General features: G+C 63.3%; 10 protein-coding genes. 9 read left to right on the forward strand and 1 reads right to left on the reverse strand.

From position 1 onward, the window contains the following. Window position 1: 1 nt before the first annotated feature. The 7 genes from NKJ04_RS30100 to NKJ04_RS30130 all read left to right on the forward strand — a co-directional run bounded on the left by NKJ04_RS30100 (window position 2) and on the right by NKJ04_RS30130 (window position 13,509). A complete protein-coding gene (locus tag NKJ04_RS30100; protein ID WP_352679173.1) occupies window positions 2-6,055 on the forward strand; it encodes a translocation/assembly module TamB domain-containing protein in 6,054 nt (2,017 codons plus the stop codon). A gap of 266 nt (window positions 6,056-6,321) precedes the next feature. Further along, the gene (locus tag NKJ04_RS30105) at window positions 6,322-7,974 is read left to right on the forward strand and encodes an ABC transporter substrate-binding protein (protein WP_352441159.1); all 1,653 of its coding nucleotides are present in this window, start codon (window positions 6,322-6,324) and stop codon (window positions 7,972-7,974) included. A 228-nt stretch (window positions 7,975-8,202) separates the two neighbouring features. After that, the gene (locus NKJ04_RS30110) at window positions 8,203-9,237 is read left to right on the forward strand and encodes an ABC transporter permease (RefSeq protein ID WP_352679174.1); all 1,035 of its coding nucleotides are present in this window, start codon (window positions 8,203-8,205) and stop codon (window positions 9,235-9,237) included. A 12-nt stretch (window positions 9,238-9,249) separates the two neighbouring features. Then, the gene (locus NKJ04_RS30115; protein ID WP_023813215.1) at window positions 9,250-10,407 is read left to right on the forward strand and encodes an ABC transporter permease; all 1,158 of its coding nucleotides are present in this window, start codon (window positions 9,250-9,252) and stop codon (window positions 10,405-10,407) included. A gap of 67 nt (window positions 10,408-10,474) precedes the next feature. Further along, window positions 10,475-12,691 carry a dipeptide ABC transporter ATP-binding protein gene (locus NKJ04_RS30120; protein ID WP_352679176.1) on the forward strand — a complete coding sequence of 739 codons (2,217 nt, stop codon included), beginning with the start codon at window positions 10,475-10,477 and terminating at the stop codon, window positions 12,689-12,691. Between the two features lie 156 nt (window positions 12,692-12,847). Next, window positions 12,848-13,075, forward strand: a complete 228-nt coding sequence (locus NKJ04_RS30125) for a CopG family transcriptional regulator (protein WP_352679179.1) — start codon at window positions 12,848-12,850, stop codon at window positions 13,073-13,075. After that, on the forward strand, window positions 13,072-13,509 hold the full coding sequence (locus tag NKJ04_RS30130; RefSeq protein WP_352679182.1) for a TA system VapC family ribonuclease toxin: 438 nt from the start codon (window positions 13,072-13,074) through the stop codon (window positions 13,507-13,509). Before NKJ04_RS30125 ends, NKJ04_RS30130 begins: the two co-directional genes overlap by 4 nt. Window positions 13,510-13,594: 85 nt before the next feature. Here NKJ04_RS30130 and NKJ04_RS30135 read toward each other — a convergent pair whose 3' ends face one another. Continuing rightward, window positions 13,595-14,185 carry a transglycosylase SLT domain-containing protein gene (locus tag NKJ04_RS30135; protein WP_023813211.1) on the reverse strand — a complete coding sequence of 197 codons (591 nt, stop codon included), beginning with the start codon at window positions 14,183-14,185 and terminating at the stop codon, window positions 13,595-13,597. A gap of 216 nt (window positions 14,186-14,401) precedes the next feature. On the opposite strand from NKJ04_RS30135, the gene NKJ04_RS30140 reads away from it, so the two are divergent. Then, the gene (locus NKJ04_RS30140; RefSeq protein ID WP_352679185.1) at window positions 14,402-15,940 is read left to right on the forward strand and encodes a trimethylamine methyltransferase family protein; all 1,539 of its coding nucleotides are present in this window, start codon (window positions 14,402-14,404) and stop codon (window positions 15,938-15,940) included. A gap of 244 nt (window positions 15,941-16,184) precedes the next feature. Beyond that, window positions 16,185-18,611 (forward strand): GcvT family protein, encoded by a 2,427-nt coding sequence (locus NKJ04_RS30145; RefSeq protein ID WP_352679188.1) that lies wholly within the window; start codon window positions 16,185-16,187, stop codon window positions 18,609-18,611. Window positions 18,612-18,781 lie beyond the last annotated feature (170 nt).

An 18,781-nucleotide genomic window follows, 5' to 3' on the forward strand; every position in this document is an offset into this window, starting at 1 on the left:
GATGAAAACAGTCTGGCGCATCCTCCGCATTGTTCTCTACACGCTGCTGATCGTGGTTGCAGGAGCGATCGGCGCGCTGGTGGTGCTGACCAAGACCGAGCGCGGCCGCGACAATCTCGCCGGCATCATTTCGCGGCTGGCCTCGAACGACGACCGCAAGATCACGGTCAGCGGCATAGACGGCATCTGGTCCGGGGCGCTCAGCGTCGATCATGTCGTGCTGGAGGATCGCGAGGGCGCCTGGCTGGTGGCGCGCAAGGTGGCCGTCGACTGGTCGCCGCTGGCGCTGCTGTCGAAAAGCTTCAGCGCCGACCGTATCGCTGCCGAGCGTATTGAGTTGGCGCGATTGCCGGTGGCCAGCACGCAGCCAGCGCCGAGCGGGGGCACGGCGACGCTGCCGGTTTCCATCGACATCAAGCAGATCGATCTGCCCGAAATCGCGCTTGGCCAGCAACTGGCCGGCAGCGGCATCGCCGAGCTTGCGGCCAAGGGATCGGTCAAGGCCGATGCCGCGCCGCTGGCGGTCGAGACGGTGCTCAACATCACCCGCCATGACGGCAAGCAAGGTAATGTCGACGCCAAGATCCACTTTGCGCCGGCAGACAACAGGCTCGATCTCGACCTGAAGGCCTCGGAGCCGGCAGGCGGTATCATCGCCAACCTGCTCAAGCTGCCCGACACGCCGCCGGTCGACATAAATGTCTCGGGCACCGGGCCGCTCGCCAATTGGAACGGCATCGGCACGTTCTCAGTCGACGGCAAGATCGTCACCCAGCTGACGGGTCGCCACCAGCTGACCGACAAGGGCAATCATATCGAGGCCAAGGGCGACGGCGATTTCGCCCGCTTCCTGCCTGAGAATCTCAAGCCGCTGTTTGCCGGCAAGACCAGTTTCGACATTGCCGGCACCGCCACATCGGCCGGTGGCGTCAGTGTCGACCGCGCCAACATCGACAGCGATGCGGTGCACGGCACCGCGACCGGCATTGTCGATCCTGCCGGCGCCAGCGACCTCTCGGTCGAACTCGCCGCCAAGGGTCCACCCGTGGTGATCAGCGTCGGCAGCAAGGCGCAGCCGATCACGCTGGCGATCAGCAATGCCACCGCCCGCGCCTTCGGCGACGGCAAGGCGCCGATCATCGACGTCGGCGCCTCCTTCGTCTCCATCGTCGCCGGCGGCACGCGGCTGGATGATCTGGCGGCCCAGATCCATTCCGACGGTTTTGACATCCAGAACCGCGCCGGGCCGGTCACCGTCAAGCTGGAGGCGGGCGGCCTCAACACCGACGTGGCGACGCTGGCGCCGCTGATCACCGGCAAGATCGATGTCGACCTGGCCGGGTCGGTCAGCAAGGACGCCATTGCCATCGACCAGGGCACGCTGCGTTCCGACGCGCTCAACGCTTCGCTGACCGCGACGGTGGCGCTTGCCGACCTGTCGATGCAGCTCAAGATGAACGCGGATGCCGTGGCGACGGCCTTTCCGCCGCAGATCGCCTCGGTGCTCGGCGCTAGGGTGAAATTCTCGGCGAGCGCGGCCCGCGACCCGCAAGGGTCTTTCGCCGCCAACTCGATCGAGTTCACGTCCGGCACGCTCAGCGCCGCCGGCACGGCCAGCATGCAAGGCACCGACATCCAGGCCGACATCAAGGGCAAACTGGGCGACGTTTCCGTGCTGTCGCCGACAGTCGGCGTGCCGGTTGCCGGTGGCGTCGATTTCGCGCTGTCGGCAAGTGGCGCCATGACGGCGCCGGATTTCACCGTTACCGCCGACAGCGACAGCCTGACGGCATCGGGCCGCACGGTGAAGAGCATCAAGCTGACGGCAAGCGGCAAGGCCGATATCACCAGTCCCGCCGCCAACGTATCGCTGACCGGCTCCGTCAACGACCAGCCGCTCGACATCAAGGCAGCGCTGGTGACGAGCGAAGGCAAGCGTTCGATCAACGGATTCCTGGTCTCGCTGGGCGACAACAAGGTCTCGGGCGATCTCGCGCTCGACGACAAATTCATGCCGCTCGGCACGCTGACGCTCGATGCACCCGCTATCGACCAGCTGGCCGCACTTGCCGGCCAGGCGATAACGGGCGACATCAACGGAACCATCCGCTTCGCCAAGGATGGCGACGCGCCCTCCGTTGCGATCGATGCGAAGAGCACATCGATCGCGCGCGGTGAGGTGACGGCCAAGGCCATCACCGTCAATGCGCTGATCGCCAATTATCTCAAGGCGCCTGCGATCGCGGGTACGATCAAGGCCGACAGCGTCACCTCCGGAACCACCGAAATCGGCGGCATCGGCGTCGACCTGAAGCGCGAAGGCGACTGGACTAATTTCACCGGCGGCGCCACCATAGCGGGCATTCCGGCAACCGCTGCCGGCCGGGTGAAGATCGCCGATGGCACGACCAGCGTCGAGATTGCCTCGGGCGAAGCCACTGTTCGCGGCATCAAGGCGGCAATCGCTCAGGCGTCGACAATGAGCATCGCCAACGGCACGACCAGCATCGAGAAACTGGCTCTCGATGTCGGCGGCGGTTCGGTGACGCTGTCGGGCACTGCCGGTCAGACGCTCGACCTTGCGGCGCAATTTTCGGCACTGCCCGCGGCGCTCGCCAATGAATTTTCGCCCGGCCTCGATGCTGTGGGCACGCTCAGCGGCACGGCTGGTGTGACCGGACCGCCGGCCGCGCCCGATGTCCGCTTCAATGCGCAACTGGCCGGTATCGAAACCAGCCAGACCCGGCAGGCCGGGCTCGGGCTGCTCGCCGTCGATGCGGCCGGCAGCTACACCTTGGCCGGCGGCGTGATGCTCGATCAGGCGACGCTGACCGGCGACAAGATTTCCGGCAAGGCGGCCGGCACCCTCAACCCGAACGGCGCCAGCGATTTTGCGCTCGATCTCATATCATCCGGCCCCAGCCTGCCCCTGACTGTCGGCAGCGCCGAGAGCCCGGTCAAGATCGAGATCCAGTCCTTGTCGGCAAAGGTGGCGGGCCAGAGCACGCGGGCCCGCCTGGATGTCTCCGCGATCCTGCCCTCGATCGTCACCAGTCCGGCGAGGGTGGACGGGCTTGCCTTGGCGTTGCATTCGGATGCGTTCGATCTCAAGAACCGTGCAGGGCCGGTTTCCGGCACAGTGTCGGCGGGCAAGGTCGGTCTCGACAATCCGGTGATCGCGCCGCTGATCGCCGGCAAGGTCACGGCAGCCGTCAGCGGCCGCCTGACGGCCGACCTGTTTGCCATCGACAGCGGCTCGCTCAAGAGCGATGCGTTGAACAGCCAGGTCGCCGGCCAGGTATCGCTGCGAGACGGTGCCATCGACCTCAATCTCAAGGCGGATGCCCCATCGTCGGCCTTGCCGGCGGCGGCGCGCGGCATGCTTGGCGAACGCGCTGAGATCAGCGCCACGCTGAAGCGCGACCCCAACGGCAGTATCAATGTAAGCGGATTGAAGCTGGCCTCGGGTGCGCTGACCGCCGACGGGCAAGCCAGCCTTGCCGACAACAAGGTGGCCGCCGACATCAAGGGCGCGCTGAGCGACATCTCTCTGCTGTCGAAGGATGCCAAGGGCGCCATCGCCTTTGCGTTGAACGCACAGGGGCCGGCCACCGCGCCGGACCTGTCACTGACGGTCGACAGCGACAGGCTGCTGGTGGCGGCGCGAGAGATCACCGGGTTGAAGCTGACCGCCACCGGCAAGGCCGATGCCGCCAATCCGGCAGCCAACGTGCAACTGACCGGCAATGTCGCCGGCCAGGCGCTGCAAGGCAGCGCGGTGCTGGCGACGGCTGACGGCAAGAGCGCCATCAACGGCCTGCTGCTGTCGCTGGGCAAGAACAGGATCTCCGGCGATCTGGCGCTGGACGAGAAGTTCGTGCCTGTCGGCACCATCGCGCTCGACCTGCCCGATATCGGCCCGCTGGCGGCACTGGCGCTGGAAAAGGCCGAAGGCGACGTACGCGGCACGATTGCCTTCTCGAAGAATGGCGCAGCACCCCAGGTCGCCATCAAGGCGGCGACAGCGTCGATTACGCGCGGCGACCTGCAGGCGAAAGCCGTCTCGATCGATGCGCTGGTCGCCAACTATCTGGCGGCGCCCGTGATCTCCGGAAAGGTCCGCGCCGACACCGTCATTTCGGGCGGCACCGTGATCAGCGGCATCGATGTCGATTTGAAGCGCGACGGCGACTGGACCGGTTTTTCCGGCGGCGCCACAGTCAAGGGCATTCCGGCACAGGCTGCTGGCCGCGTGAAAGTGGCCAACGGCACGACGACCATCGAGCTTGCCTCCGGCCAGGCGACCGTCCAGGGCATCAAGGCGGCCATTGCTCAGGCCTCGACCGTCAGCATCGCCAATGGCACGACGACGCTGGACAGGCTGGTGCTCAACCTTGGCGGTGGTACGGCGACGGTAACCGGCAAGGTCGGCACGGCGCTCGACATCAACGCGACGCTGGCGCGGGTGCCGATGTCGCTTGCGAACAGTTTCTCGGCCGGCCTCGACGCCGCCGGCTCGATTTCGGGCACGGTGAAGGTGACGGGTGCGCCGGCCAGCCCTGCGGTCGCCTTCAATATCGATGCGGCCGGCGTGCAAACATCGCAGACCCGAGGCGCTGGTGTCGGGGCGGTGAGTGTTTCCTCGTCCGGCACCTTTGCCGCCAACAAGCTGGCCTTCACCGCCAATGTCAGCGATGGCGCCGGCCTTGGCCTCAAGGGCGGCGGCACCGTGACGACGGCCGGCACGCCGGCGCTGGTGCTCGACTTCAATGGCGCCGTGCCGTTCGGCCTGCTGAGCCAGAAGCTCGCCGCGCAAGGCATGTCGCTGACGGGCACGGCCAATGTCAACGTGCAGGTGCGCGGTCCCGCGACATCGCCCGTCATCGGTGGCAGCGTCAGCACCTCCGGTGCGCGCCTTGTCGATGCGCGCTCCGGCCTCGCCGTCAACGATCTCGCCGCCGATGTCTCGATTGCCGGCGGCGTCGCCAGGATCAACCGGCTGACCGGAACGCTGTCCACGCGCGGCAGCCTGTCGGCCAGCGGCACGGTCGGCATCAACCCGGCGCAGGGTTTTCCGGCCGATTTGTCGATCAAGCTGGTCGACGGCCGCTATACGGACGGAAGGGTGGTGACCGCCAATCTCGGGGGCGACCTGACGATCAAGGGACCGCTGACCTCCGCACCGGTCATTGCCGGCACCGTGAATCTCGCCAAGACGGTGATCACGGTTCCGGACAAATTGCCGGGCTCGCTGGCGGCGCTCGACGTCAAGCACAAGAACGCGCCAGCTGCGGTCAAGGCACAGGACAAGGCGCTGCGGCCGCCGACGACCAGCGGCAAGGGCGGCGGTAGCGGCCTTGCGCTCGATGTCACGGTCAACGCCCCGAACCAGATCTTCATCCAGGGCAGGGGCGTCGATGCCGAACTTGGCGGCTCGCTCAGGCTGACCGGCCCGGCCTCGTCGCCGCAAGCGGTCGGCACCTTCACCTTGCAGCGCGGACGGCTGTCGATCCTCGGCAAGCGGCTGACCTTCACCGAAGGCACGGTCGGGTTTTCCGGCTCGCTGGTGCCCTATCTCAATTTGACGGCGACCACGACGACGACCAGCGCCACCGTCACCATCGTGGTGTCGGGCGAAGCGACCAATCCGAAGTTCACCTTCTCCTCCGTGCCGGCACTGCCCGAGGACGAGGTGCTGGCGCAATTGATCTTCGGCCGCTCGATGTCGAACCTGTCGCCGCTGCAGATCGCCCAGCTCGCAGAGGCCGCCGGGCAACTGGCCGGCGTCGGCGGCTCGACGTCGCTGCTGGAAAACCTGCGCAGCGCCATTGGCGTCGACGATCTCGACGTCACCACCGACGACCAGGGCGGCACGGCGGTTTCGGCGGGCAAATACCTCAACGACCGCACCTATGTCACGATCCAGAAGGGCGACAAGCCGGGCTCGGGCAAGGCTACGATCGACCTCAATGTCGGGCGCGGCGTCAAGCTGCGCGGCGAGGCCAACGATGCCGGCGAAGCCAAGGGCGGCATCTTCTACGAGAAGGAATACTGATAGTTCGGCAGGGCTTTTGGCCTCATGATGGATCGATTCTGGCGCTGTTCGGGCTGGAGTAAATGTCTCAGTTTAATCGACTATCGAGATTCCAGAAGAATCCGTCGGACAGTAGCAAATTTGCGCCAAGACTGTCGTTATCACGCGAACCGCTCCCCTTTCAAAGTTGCACATTCCCTAACATGTTCTCAATCCACGCCGTCTTTGACATCATGGCCTGGATGCGGAATGTTAAAAGGCGGAAAGCCAACAATGGGAGTTAAGTCATGACAATTTATAAGAGTAATGGCGATCGCGTTCCGGATCACATCCTGGCCATGGCCGAAGAAGCCAAGGCAGGCAAGGTGGACCGCCGCGAATTCCTGGCCATGGCCAGCGTCTTCGGCGCATCGACGGCAATGGCTTACGGCTTGCTTGGCCTCGCCGATCCGACGCCGGCGAAGGCCGAAGAGGTAAAGGGCAAGAAGGGCGGCACGCTGAAGATCGCCCAGTGGATCAAGGATCCCAAGGACCCGCGCAAGGCCGACTGGTCGGAAATCGCCAATGCCGAGCGCCAGGCGCTCGAGCCGTTGGTCAAGTACACGTCCGAATACACGTTCCGCCCCTATCTGCTGGAAAGCTGGGACGTCAACGACGATGCCACGCAGTACACGCTGCATGTGCGCAAGGGCGTCACCTGGTCGAATGGCGATGCCTTCACCGCCGCCGACGTCGTCTTCAACCTGAAGCGTTGGGCCGACAAGAAAGCCGAAGGCAATTCCATGCCAGGCCGTCTTGGCTCGCTGGTCAAGGACGACAAGCTCGACGAAAGCGCCGTGACCATGCCGGACGACCACACGGTCGTGCTGAAGCTCACCAAGCCGGACATCGCGCTGATTCCGAACATGTGCGACTATCCCGGCCTCATCGTCCACAAGACCTTCGACGAGAAGGGCGGCGACTTCAAGGCCTGCCCGATCGGCACCGGTCCGTTCGAACTCGTCTCCTACGATGTCGGTCAGAAGGTGGTCTACAAGCGCCGCACCGACGACAAGTGGTGGGATGGCGAAGTGTTCCTCGATGGCCTAGAATTCATCGACTACGGCACCGATCCGGCAGCCATGGTCAGCGCTTTCGAAGCCGGCGAAGTGCACACCAATTTCGAGACTTCGGCCGACTATGTGTCGATCCTCGATGGCATGGACCTGGTGAAGTCGGAGATCGTCACCGCGTCGACCATCGTCTGCCGCACCAACGTCAACAACAAGCCCTATGGCGACCAGAAGGTGCGCAACGCGCTGCAGCTTGCGGTCGACAACAATGTCGTCTTGCAGCTCGGCTACGGCAATGCCGGTTCGGTCGCCGAAAACCACCATGTCTGCTCGATCCATCCGGAATATTACGAGCTGCCCAAGGTTGCCCGTGATCCGGCCAAGGCAAAGGCGCTGATGGCGGAAGCCGGCCAGGCCGACTTCGAACACGAGCTGATCACTGTCGATGAAGACTGGCACAAGAACACCGGCGATGCGATCGCCGCCCAGCTGCGCGACGCCGGCATCAAGGTGAAGCGCACCGTTCTGCCGGGTTCGACGTTCTGGAACGACTGGACGAAGTATCCGCTGTCGATGACCAACTGGAACATGCGCCCGCTCGGCGTCCAGGTTCTGGCCATCGCCTATCGCACCGGCGAGGCCTGGAACGAGGCCGGCTGGTCGAATCCGGACTGGGATGCCAAGCTCAATGCGGCGCTCGCCGTTGCCGACGCCGCCAAGCGCAAGGAGATGATGAAGGAAATCGAGCAGATCCTGCAGGATTCCGGCATCATGATCCAGCCGTACTGGCGCAAGCTCTACAGCCACTCGGTCAAGGCGGTGCAGAATTACAAGATGCACCCGACCTTCGAGCGCGACTACGGCAAGATCTGGCTCGACCAGGCTTGATCGCACCGACATTGGGGGAAGAGGCTCGCTCCCTTCCCCCGCTCTTTGCATCGTCCGTCCCTGCTGGTCCGCACTTTCTCAAAAAAATTGCGGACTCGCGGGCAAGGCCATGCAACAAAAACAGGGTTGATCGCATCCGAAGGCCTGTTTGACAGCCAGCCCCGCCGGTTACGGCAGGGTTGGCTTTCATAGCCGGCTCAAACCCCAACCCATCGGCAGGGGGCCGCCATGCTTTCCTTCGTTATCAGGCGTCTTGGCACCATGGCATTGACGATGCTGTGCCTGACCATGGTCGTCTTCTTCCTGATCAACCTCGAACCCAATCTGAAGAAGCTGGCGATCAGCCAGACCGAAATGCATACGTCGGCCGAGCAGCTCGAGAGCTGGCTGGTCAACCATGGCTATCGGCAGAACTTCTTCGTCCGCTATGGGCAGTGGCTGGGCGTGGTGCCCAAGCAACCTGTGACAGACCCGGCGACCGGCAAGCCGGCGCAGCGTTTCTCCTTCTGCAACGATCCGCTCGTGCCGACCCTCGCCGGCGTTTTCCAGGGCGATTTCGGCTGCTCGACCAAGTTCAAGGCGACCGTCGCCTCAAAACTGTTTCCGGCACTCGGCGCTACGGGCATCCTGATGTTCTGGGTGCTGGTGGTGATGGTGCCGATCTCGCTGCTGATCGGCATTCTGGCCGGCATGCGCGAGGGGTCGCGAACCGACCGCGTGCTTTCGGTGGCATCGATCGCCTCGACGGCGACGCCTGAATATGTGTCGGGCGTCATCTTCACCGTCATCTTCGCCTCATGGCTAGGCTGGCTGAACGGCTCGGCGGCTTCGGCTAGCCAGGGCATCACCTTCTACAATTTCACTTTGCCGGTGATGACGCTGGCGATTTACGGCATCGGCTACATCGCCCGCATGACGCGTGCTTCGATGGTCGAAGTGATGACGCAGCAATATATCCGCACTGCCAGGTTGAAGGGTCTTTCCTTCGGCAGCGTCGTGGTCAAACATGCCTTGCGCAATGCGCTGATCGCACCGTTCACCGTCATCATGCTGCAGTTTCCCTGGCTGCTCACCGGCGTCGTCATCGTCGAGGTGATGTTTCGTTACCAGGGCTTCGGCTACACGCTGGTCGAGGCGGCCGGCAACAACGACATCGACCTTTTGCTCGGCTGCTCGCTGGTCTCGGTGTTCATCGTCTTGATCACGCAGCTCATTTCCGATGTCGGCTACGCATTTCTCAATCCGCGTATCAGAGTTCAGTAGGGAGCGAAGCGGATGCCGGTTCAATACATCAGTGGCTTCACCGTCGTTCTCGAAGTGCTGTCGCGCTTCTGGCCGGTCTGGATCGCGCTCGTCATCGTCATGGGCGCGAGCTTCGCCTACAAGAAGAAGCTGGCGCTCTACGGCCAGCTGTTCGACAGCGGTGTCGGCATCGTCGGCGTCGGCATCTGCCTGTTCTGGCTGTTCACGGCAATCTTCGCCGCGACCGTTTCTCCCTTCGATCCGCTGGCCCAGATTCCCATCATGAAGGATGTGCTGCCGGGCGCCGTCGAACCGAAATCGGGGCTGACCTATCTGTTCGGCGGCGACAAGCTGGCGCGCGACGTGTTTTCGCGCATGGTCTATGGCAGCCAGATCGTGCTGATCATCGCGCCTGCGGCAACCGGCTTCGCGCTGATGGTCGGCATCACGCTCGGCCTGCCCGCCGGCTACTACGGCGGCAAGATCGACACCGTGCTGTCGTTCCTGGCCAATCTCGTGCTGGCCTTCCCTGTGATCCTGCTGTTCTACCTTTTGGTGACGCCGGGCATCATGGACACGCCGATCCCTTATGGCATGGCCGGCGTCTTCTTCCTGTTCCCGATCATCTTCTTCAGCGTGCTGTTCTGGACCCGCTACAAAAACCGGCCCGACCGGCTCTACATCCTGCTCGGCATCACCCTGATCCTCGGCGGCTGGATCTATGCCGGCCTGGTCTTCGACGCCGATCCGCTGAAGATCGTGCATATCGACCCCAACCAGCTCAATATCTTCGTGGCGGTGGTGTTCGCGTCCAGCCCCGGCGTGTTCCGCATCGTGCGTGGCTTGGTGATGGACATCAAGACGCGTGACTATGTGGCGGCGGCGCAGACGCGCGGTGAATCGCCCTGGTACATCATGCTATGGGAGATCCTGCCCAATGCGCGCGGGCCACTGATCGTCGACGCCTGCCTGCGCATCGGCTACACCACGATCCTGCTCGGCACGCTCGGTTATTTCGGCCTTGGCCTGGCGCCGGAAAGTCCGGACTGGGGCACTGCGATCAAGGACGCCAGCCGCCTGCTGCGCTCCTTCATCCACCCGGCGTTGCCGCCGACGATCGCACTGATGTCGTTCGTGCTGGGCTTGAACCTGCTCGCCGACTCGCTGCGCGAACAATCGATGAAAGACTGATCTCGCGGGTTTCGACCCGATGCGCCTGATAGAAACAGGCCTAGAAGAACCAGGATTGGAGCGACCCATGAACGAGGCAGTTCGAAATCCCGCCACGCCAACCAATGGGCCGGCCAACGCGCCGATCATCGAGATCGAGAACCTGTCGATCTCCTTCTTCACCCGCAAGGGCGAGATCCCGGCGGTCATGGATTTTTCCTGCACCGTCATGCCCGGCGAGGCGATGGGCATCGTCGGCGAATCCGGCTGCGGCAAGTCGACCGTGTCGCTCGGCATCATGCGCGACCTCTCCAACATCGGGAAGATCGTCGGCGGCAAGATCAAGTTCCAGGGCAAGGACATGGGCGAGCTCTCCGACGAGGAGTTGCGCTCCATTCGCGGCAACAAGATCGCGATGATCTACCAGGAGCCGATGGCGAGCCTGAACCCGGCGATGAAGGTCGGCCAGCAATTGATGGAAGTGCCGCTGATCCACGACAAGGTGTCGAAGGAAGAGGCCCATAAACGCGCGCTTGACATGGTGCGCGCGGTCAAGCTGCCTGATCCCGAGCGCATGATGCGCTCCTATCCGCACCAGCTCTCGGGCGGCCAGCAGCAACGCATCGTCATTGCCATGGCGCTGCTGTCGAAGCCGGCGCTGCTTTTGCTCGACGAACCGACGACGGCGCTCGACGTGACGGTGGAGGCCGGCATTGTCGACCTGGTCAAGGGGCTCGGCCAGAAGTTCGGCACGTCGATGATTTTCGTGTCGCACAATCTCGGCCTGATCCTGGAAACCTGCGACCGCATCACGGTTATGTATTCGGGCGAAGCGGTCGAAACGGGCAAGATCAAGGACGTGTTCGACCGGATGCGCCACCCTTATACGCAAGGGCTGTTCCGCTCGATCCCGCTGCCCGGCGCCGACAAGAACTCGCGGCCGCTAATTTCGATCCCCGGCCAGCTGCCGCTGCCGCACGAGCGGCCCAAGGGCTGCAATTTCGGCCCTCGCTGCCACCATTTCGTCGAGGGCGTCTGCAACGCCGCCGAAATCCCGATGATCGAGGTCGCGGGTCACGAAGGCCATTTCTCGCGCTGCGTGCGCTTCAACGAGATCGACTGGGAGGCGCTGCCGCCCGGCGCCAAGAAGGTCAATGAGCGCGTCGTGCCCGGCGCTCCGGTGCTCAAGATCGAGGATCTCAGAAAATACTACAGGGTCGGCGGCAGCGAGGTGTTCGGCTCGAGCGAGGGCCGCGTCGTCAAGGCCAACGAGACGATCTCGTTCATGGCGCGGGAATCCGAGACGGTTGCCATCGTCGGCGAATCCGGCTGCGGAAAGTCGACGCTGGCCAAGGTGCTGCTTGGGCTGGAGACGGCAAGTGCCGGCACGGTGACGCTGGGCAACAAGGAAATCCAGTCGACGGGCATTGAGAAGCGGAGCGTCGACACGGTGTCGTCGATCCAGATGGTGTTCCAGAATCCGTTCGACACGCTCAATCCCAGCCATTCGGTCGGTTCGCAGATCATCCGCACGCTGGAGAAGTTCAATGTCGGCAAGACGGTTGCCGATCGCCGCAAGCGCATGCTGGAACTGCTCGACCTGGTGAAGCTGCCGCGGGCATTCGAAACCCGCAAGCCGCGCCAGCTATCGGGCGGCCAGAAGCAGCGCATCGGCGTGGCGCGCGCCTTTGCCGGCGACGCCAAGGTGGTGGTGGCCGACGAGCCGGTCTCGGCATTGGACGTGTCGGTGCAGGCGGCGGTGACCGAACTGCTGATGGACATCCAGCGCAAGAACAAGACGACAATGCTGTTCATCAGCCATGATCTGTCGGTCGTGCGCTACATCGCCGACCGCGTCGTGGTCATGTATCTCGGCTATATTGTCGAGCAAGGCACGACCGACCAGATCTTCGCGCCGCCCTACCATCCCTATACCGAGGCGCTGCTGTCGGCGATCCCGATCGCTGACACCAGCGTGGTCAAGCGGCACATCGTGCTGGAGGGCGACATTCCCTCGGCGATGAACCCACCGTCCGGCTGCCCGTTCCAGACCCGCTGCGGCTACAAGAAGCTGGTGCCTGACAATCTGTGCGAGACCAAGGTGCCACCGGTCAAGCATCTCGGCGGCGGCCATATGAGCCTGTGCTGGCTCTCCGACGACGTGCTGGCAACGATGGAGCCGGTGATCAAGTTCGACAAGGAGCACGCCGCGCACGAAGGCGTGCCGGATGACGCGCCGCATGGCGATGGCCCCGGTTTTGCCGGCCCGCCGCCAAAGCGTCCGCGCGGCAAAAGGCCGAGCTGACCGACATAGAGGCAATGCCTCTCGTCGGAGTTTTGCCTCCGCGGCATCGTCATATCTCATATCTGTCAAGGAATGACAGAGCTACGTTCGCTTGAATATCTCCGCCAATTGCCTTAGGTGATGCGTGATGTTTGATGCGCATTAAGGAAACGTATTGTGAGAACGACGCTTGCAATCGATGACGATGTCCTCCTTGCCGCCAAGGCCATGGCGCAACAGCAGGATCGCAGCGTTGGCGAGGTCATTTCCGATCTGGTTCGCCGATCACTGCGCAGGCCGCAGTCTGGCGGTGAGCGCAATGGTATTCCCTTACTCTCATCGCGGCCCGACGGCCCGATGGTCGATCTGGAAATGGTCAATGCGCTTCGCGATGAACTGCCGTGACCTTCCTGCTTGACGTCAACGTCTTGATTGCGTTGATCGATCCGGCTCACGTTGCGCATGAAGATGCCCATCGGTGGTTCCAATCCACCGGGCATATATCATGGGCTACATGTCCCATTACCGAGAATGGTGTCATCAGGATTTTGAGCAGCCCGAAATATCCTAATTCTCCGGGTTCGCCCGCTGTCGTTGCGCAGATTGTCGGCAAACTGCATGCCCTTTCAGGACATCAGTTCTGGTCGGACGACATCAGTCTCGTCGGTCCCAGCGACATTGATGCAGCTAGAATCCTAACCTCGGCGCAAGTAACGGATAGCTATCTCCTGGGGCTCGCAAAGGCGCGTGACGGCAAATTGGCGACCTTTGACCGAAAGTTATCGACCGCGGCGGTAAAGGGAGGCAAGCCGACCCTCCATCTGATCCCGAGCGGATGAATTCTGAGGCCTGTTCCGATCAAGGCGACATCACTTTTCCGCAGCGCCAAGTGATTTCACTTGGCTGCGTAATGCTCCGGAAAAGTCAGTTGCCGCACTCGCTCAGTTGTTGCGCATAGTCCCGCGCCATCTTGTCGGTGGCCCGGGCATAGCCCTGGACGCCGGCATCGCCCCGGTTGCCGCGGCCATAGGCGGTCCAGCCGAGATAGTAGGCAAGATAGAGGTTGTAGGTATCGTTGCGGGCAACGCCATACGTGTCTGCGGTCTTGGAATGATACCAGCCGACAAAGTCGACGGCGTCGGCGAATTTCGTCCGCCGTGCCGCCCAGTTGCCGGTCTCGCGCTGATATTGCGACCAGGTGCCGTCCAGCGCCTGCGAGAAGCCGGTGGCCGACGAGACATGCTTCCACGGAATGAAGCCGAGCAGCTTGGTGCGCGGCGGCCGTGCATTGCTCTTGAAACCGGATTCCTTGCGCACCGTCGCCATCAGCACGGGAACGGGGATGCCGTATTTCTGCTGGGCGCGCTCGGCGGCCGACTGCCAGTTGTCGAACCAGCCGTCATTCTGGTCGAAGACGGCACAGACATTGTTGATGTGGCTGGGCGGCGTGGCGCAGGCCGAAAGCGCCAGCAGCACGCAAACCGCACCAATTTTACTAAAACTCGAACTACGCATGGGCAGAGCAATAGGCCGAAATCATAAAGGGAATCTTGCGGCGTCCGTTAACGCTTCGCCGGCGCAGTCTCTCAAGGAAATCCAGTATCGATAATCCGACGCACTTCGTCGCTTTTTCTAAACAGACATTGCAGAAATGCCGCCGTGGCTAAAATCGCGCCCGCAGACGACGTATTTCTGACAGCTTGCCCGGTTTGCCGGGGCTTTGATACCGGCATGAACGAACCAAGACGCAAACGCGGCGCCGAGCGCACCAGCAACAGAGGGCCATCGGCCATCCCGCAACTGTCGCTCAGGCGGGTGACAAATCCCTATCCGCCAATGGCGATGCTGTCGCCCGACCAGATCGAGCAGATCCATCAGGCGTCGATGCACATATTGGAGAATTTCGGCATCGAGGTGATGAGCCCGCGGGCGCTGTCGCTGTTCGAGAAGGCCGGCGCCAAAGTCGATCATGCCTCGGCGAATGTCCGCATCGATCGCGGCCTGATCGAAGACGTGCTGAAGACCACGCAGTCCAGCTATGTGTTGACGCCGCGCAACCCGGCCAACGCGGTTCATCTCGGCGGCAACACCATCAATTTCACGCTGGTTGCCGGACCGCCCAATGTGCACGATATGGAGCGCGGCCGCCGCGCCGGAAATTTGCGCGACTATTCGGATCTGACCCGGTTGGCGCAGCATTTCAACTGCATCCACATGCTGGGCAACCAGGTCTGCGCACCGGTCGAACTGCCGGCCAATTCCCGCCATCTCGACACCTATTTCACCAATCTGACGCTGACCGACAAGAGTTTCCATGTCTCGGCGATCGGGAGGGGCAGGGCGCTTGACGGCATCGAGATGATGGCGATTTCGCGCGGGCTGACGCTCGATCAGATGCGCGACGATCCCGGCATCACCACGATCATCTCGGTCAACTCGCCGCGCCGCTTCGATGAGATGATGGCCGAAGGACTGATGACCATGGCCGAGTTCGGCCAGTCGGTGGCGGTGACGCCGTTCACGCTGATGGGGGCGATGAGCCCGGTGACGCTGGCCGGCGCGCTGGCGCAGCAGAACGCCGAGGCGCTGTTCGGCGTCGCGCTGACGCAGCTTGTCCGTCCAGGCGCGCCGGTCATGTATGGCGCCTTCACCTCCAATGTCGACATGAAGTCGGGCGCGCCGGCCTTCGGCACGCCGGAGAACACCAAGGCCAACATCGCGTCGGGGCAATTGGCGCGGCGATACGGGCTTCCGTACCGCACGACGCCGGGCTCGGCTTCCAACGCCGCCGATGCGCAAGGCGCCTATGAGACGCTGATGGCGCTGTGGGGCGCGGTGCTAGGCCACGGCAATCTCGTCTATCATGCCGCCGGCTGGCAGGAGGGCGGGCTGACGGCGTCGTTCGAGAAGCTCATCATCGATGTCGAGATGATCCAGCACATGATGGAGTTCTTGCGCCCGATCGAGGTCAATGAGGCCGAGCTCGCCGTCGAGGCGTTGGGCGCGGTGCCGACCGGCGGCCATTTCTTCGGCGAACCGCACACGCTGGAGCGCTACGCCACCGCCTTCTACCAGCCGATGCTGTCAAACTGGCAGAATTACGAGGCGTGGCAGGAGGCTGGCGGGCTCGACGCCACGGCGCGGGCGACGCGGCTGTGGAAGAAGGCGCTGGAAGACTATGTCGAGCCGGTGATGGATATCGCCGTGCGCGAGGCGCTGGAGGCTTACATGGCCAGGCGCAAGGAAGCGATCGGGCAGGGCGAGCCGTGATGGTCACAGGTTTGCGCGCGTGCACCCCCCTCTGTCCTGCCGGACATCTCCCCCTCAAGGGGGGAGATTGGCTGGCACGTTCTTCTTCGCCAACTACCAATGTTGAAAAGAGGGTCGCGGCGCAGCCGCTGCTGAATTCCCCCCTTGAGGGGGAGATGGCCGGCAGGCCAGAGGGGGGGCGGCTTGGCTCCTCCCATTTCGATTCATTCCACCCATCCAACTCATTGATAACAGAGAAAAATCCATGAAATCGCATGCAAAGGTCGTGGTCATTGGCGGTGGCGTCGTCGGGTGCTCCGTGCTGTTCCATCTCGCCCGCCACGGCTGGACCGATGTTGTCCTGCTGGAACGCGACGAATTGACGTCCGGCTCGACCTGGCACGCGGCCGGCGGCATGCACACCATCAATGGCGACCCTAACGTCGCCAAGCTGCAGAAATACACCATCAACCTCTACAAGGAGATCGAGGAGCTTTCCGGCCAGGCGACCGGCGTGCATCTGACCGGCGGCGTGCTTCTGGCGGCAACCGAGGTGCGGCTGGACTGGCTGCGCGGCGTCGTCGCCAAGGGCCGCTATCTCAACATCGAGCTGGAGGAGATCTCGCCCAACGAGGCGGCCGAACTGATGCCGCTTCTCGACCCCAGGCAGTTCGTCGGCGCCGTCAGGAACAAGGAGGACGGCCATCTCGACCCCTCGGGCGTCACCCATGCCTATGCCAAGGCCGCGCGGAAACTTGGGGCGGAAGTGGAGCGTTTCACCAAGGTCGAGGACATTGTGCGGCGTCCCGACGGGCTGTGGCGGGTCATCACCAACAAGGGCGAGGTGGTGGCCGAGCATGTCGTCAATGCCGGCGGCCTGTGGGCGCGCGAGGTCGGCCGCATGGTTGGTCTCGAACTGCCGGTGCTGGCCATGGAGCACATGTACCTGATCACCGAGGATATGCCGGAGGTCGCCGCCTGGAACGCCAAGACCGGCACCGAGATCATCCACGCGGTCGACTTCGATGGCGAGCTTTACCTGCGCCAGGAGCGCGGCGGCATGCTGATGGGCACCTATGAGAAGGCCAACAAGCCGTGGTCCGAATACCAGACGCCATGGAATTTCGGCCATGAATTGCTGGCGCCCGACATCGACCGCATCGCGCCGTCGCTGGAGGTCGGCTTCCGCCATTTCCCGGCCTTCCAGAACACCGGCATCAAGCAGATCATCAACGGCCCCTTCACCTTCGCGCCGGACGGCAACCCGCTGGTCGGGCCGGTGCGCGGCCTGCCGGGCTTCTGGGTCGCTTGCGGCGTCATGGCCGGTTTTTCGCAAGGCGGCGGCGTCGGCCTCGCTTTGTCGAACTGGATGATCGAGGGCGATCCCGGCGCCGATATCTGGGCGATGGATGTCGCGCGCTACGGCGACTGGGCGACGATGGCCTATACCAACGCCAAGGTGCGCGAGAATTATTCCAGGCGTTTTTCGATCCGCTTCCCAAATGAGGAACTGCCCGCCGGGCGGCCGCTGAAGACGACACCGGTCTATGATCTGCTGTCTGCCAGGGGTGCGCAATGGGGCGTTGCCTATGGGCTGGAAGTGCCGCTGTGGTACGCGCCGGAAGGCGTCAAGGACGAGTTCTCGTGGCGCCGCTCGAGCGACTTCACGCAGGTCGCCAAGGAGGTCGCGACGGTTCGCGACGGTGTTGGCCTGTCCGAGATTTCGAGCTTCGCCAAATACAAGGTGACGGGTGAGGGGGCCGCGGCCTGGCTCGACCGGATGCTTGCCTGCAAACTGCCGAAACCCGGCCGCATGACGCTGGCGCCGATGCTGAAGCAGGACGGCAGGCTGATCGGCGACTTCACGCTGGCCAATCTGGGGGTGGATGGCTGGTTCCTCGCCGGCTCCGGCATCGCCGAGCAATACCATATGCGCTGGTTCGAGAAGCACCTGCCTGACGATGGATCAGTCCGCATCGAAGCGCTGGGCGCGAAGCTCACCGGCCTGTCGATCGCCGGCCCGAAGGCGCGGGATGTGCTGGCAAAGGCCACGCGTTCGGATGTCTCCAATGCGGCATTTTCCTTCATGGCCATTGGCCGGATGGATATCGGCATGGCGCCGTGCCTGGTCGGCCGTGTGAGCTATACCGGCGATCTCGGCTACGAAATCTGGGTGACGCCGGAATACCAGCGCGCCGCCTATCAAGCGCTGATGGCGGCGGGCGAGGAATTCGGCATCGGCCTGTTCGGCTCGCGCGCCCTCAATGCGCTGCGGCTGGACAAGAATTACGGCTCATGGGGGCGCGAGTACCGGCCGATCTACGGACCGCTGGAAGCGGGGCTCGACCGCTTCGTTGCTTACGGCAAGGACGCCGATTTCATCGGCAAGGCCGCGGCGCTGGCCGAGCGCAAGCTGGGCGGCAAATTGCGCCTGCGCGCCTTTATCGTCGATGCCGACGATGCCGATGTCATTGGCGACGAGCCGATCTGGTTCGATGGTGCGGTGCGCGGCTGGGTGACGTCGGGCGGCTATGCGCATCATTCGAAGAAATCCGTTGCCGTCGGCTATGTGCCGAAGGAGATCGCCGATGAGAGCGACGGCTTCGAAATCGAGCTGCTGGGCAAGCGCCATGCGGCGCGCATTCAGGTGGTGCCGCTTTTCGACGCCAATTTCGAACGGATGCGTGCCTGAAGCGCATCGGCAAAGCCGAAGCGCTTCAGATTCCTGTTTTGTACATGTCGTTGTCCCAAAACCGCGGGCACTTTTGGGCGACGTGCACTAGAGCGGTTCACGGCTTGATGGAATCGAAGGGGATTCCCGATTTGTCTGTTTTGTGATTCAAGATGCTGGCTGGAGTGGAG

Source organism: Mesorhizobium sp. M0618 (assembly GCF_040320765.1).
In the GTDB taxonomy this organism is placed as follows: Bacteria; Pseudomonadota; Alphaproteobacteria; order Rhizobiales; family Rhizobiaceae; genus Mesorhizobium.

Bases quoted from the DNA above. Each gene is read 5' to 3' on its own strand.
- NKJ04_RS30100 (WP_352679173.1), top strand. From the start codon at position 2: ATGAAAACAGTCTGGCGCATCCTCCGCATTGTTCTCTACACGCTGCTG.
- NKJ04_RS30105 (WP_352441159.1), top strand. From the start codon at position 6,322: ATGACAATTTATAAGAGTAATGGCGATCGCGTTCCGGATCACATCCTG.
- NKJ04_RS30110 (WP_352679174.1), top strand. From the start codon at position 8,203: ATGCTTTCCTTCGTTATCAGGCGTCTTGGCACCATGGCATTGACGATG.
- NKJ04_RS30115 (WP_023813215.1), top strand. From the start codon at position 9,250: ATGCCGGTTCAATACATCAGTGGCTTCACCGTCGTTCTCGAAGTGCTG.
- NKJ04_RS30120 (WP_352679176.1), top strand. From the start codon at position 10,475: ATGAACGAGGCAGTTCGAAATCCCGCCACGCCAACCAATGGGCCGGCC.
- NKJ04_RS30135 (WP_023813211.1), bottom strand. From the start codon at position 14,185: ATGCGTAGTTCGAGTTTTAGTAAAATTGGTGCGGTTTGCGTGCTGCTG.
- NKJ04_RS30140 (WP_352679185.1), top strand. From the start codon at position 14,402: ATGAACGAACCAAGACGCAAACGCGGCGCCGAGCGCACCAGCAACAGA.
- NKJ04_RS30145 (WP_352679188.1), top strand. From the start codon at position 16,185: ATGAAATCGCATGCAAAGGTCGTGGTCATTGGCGGTGGCGTCGTCGGG.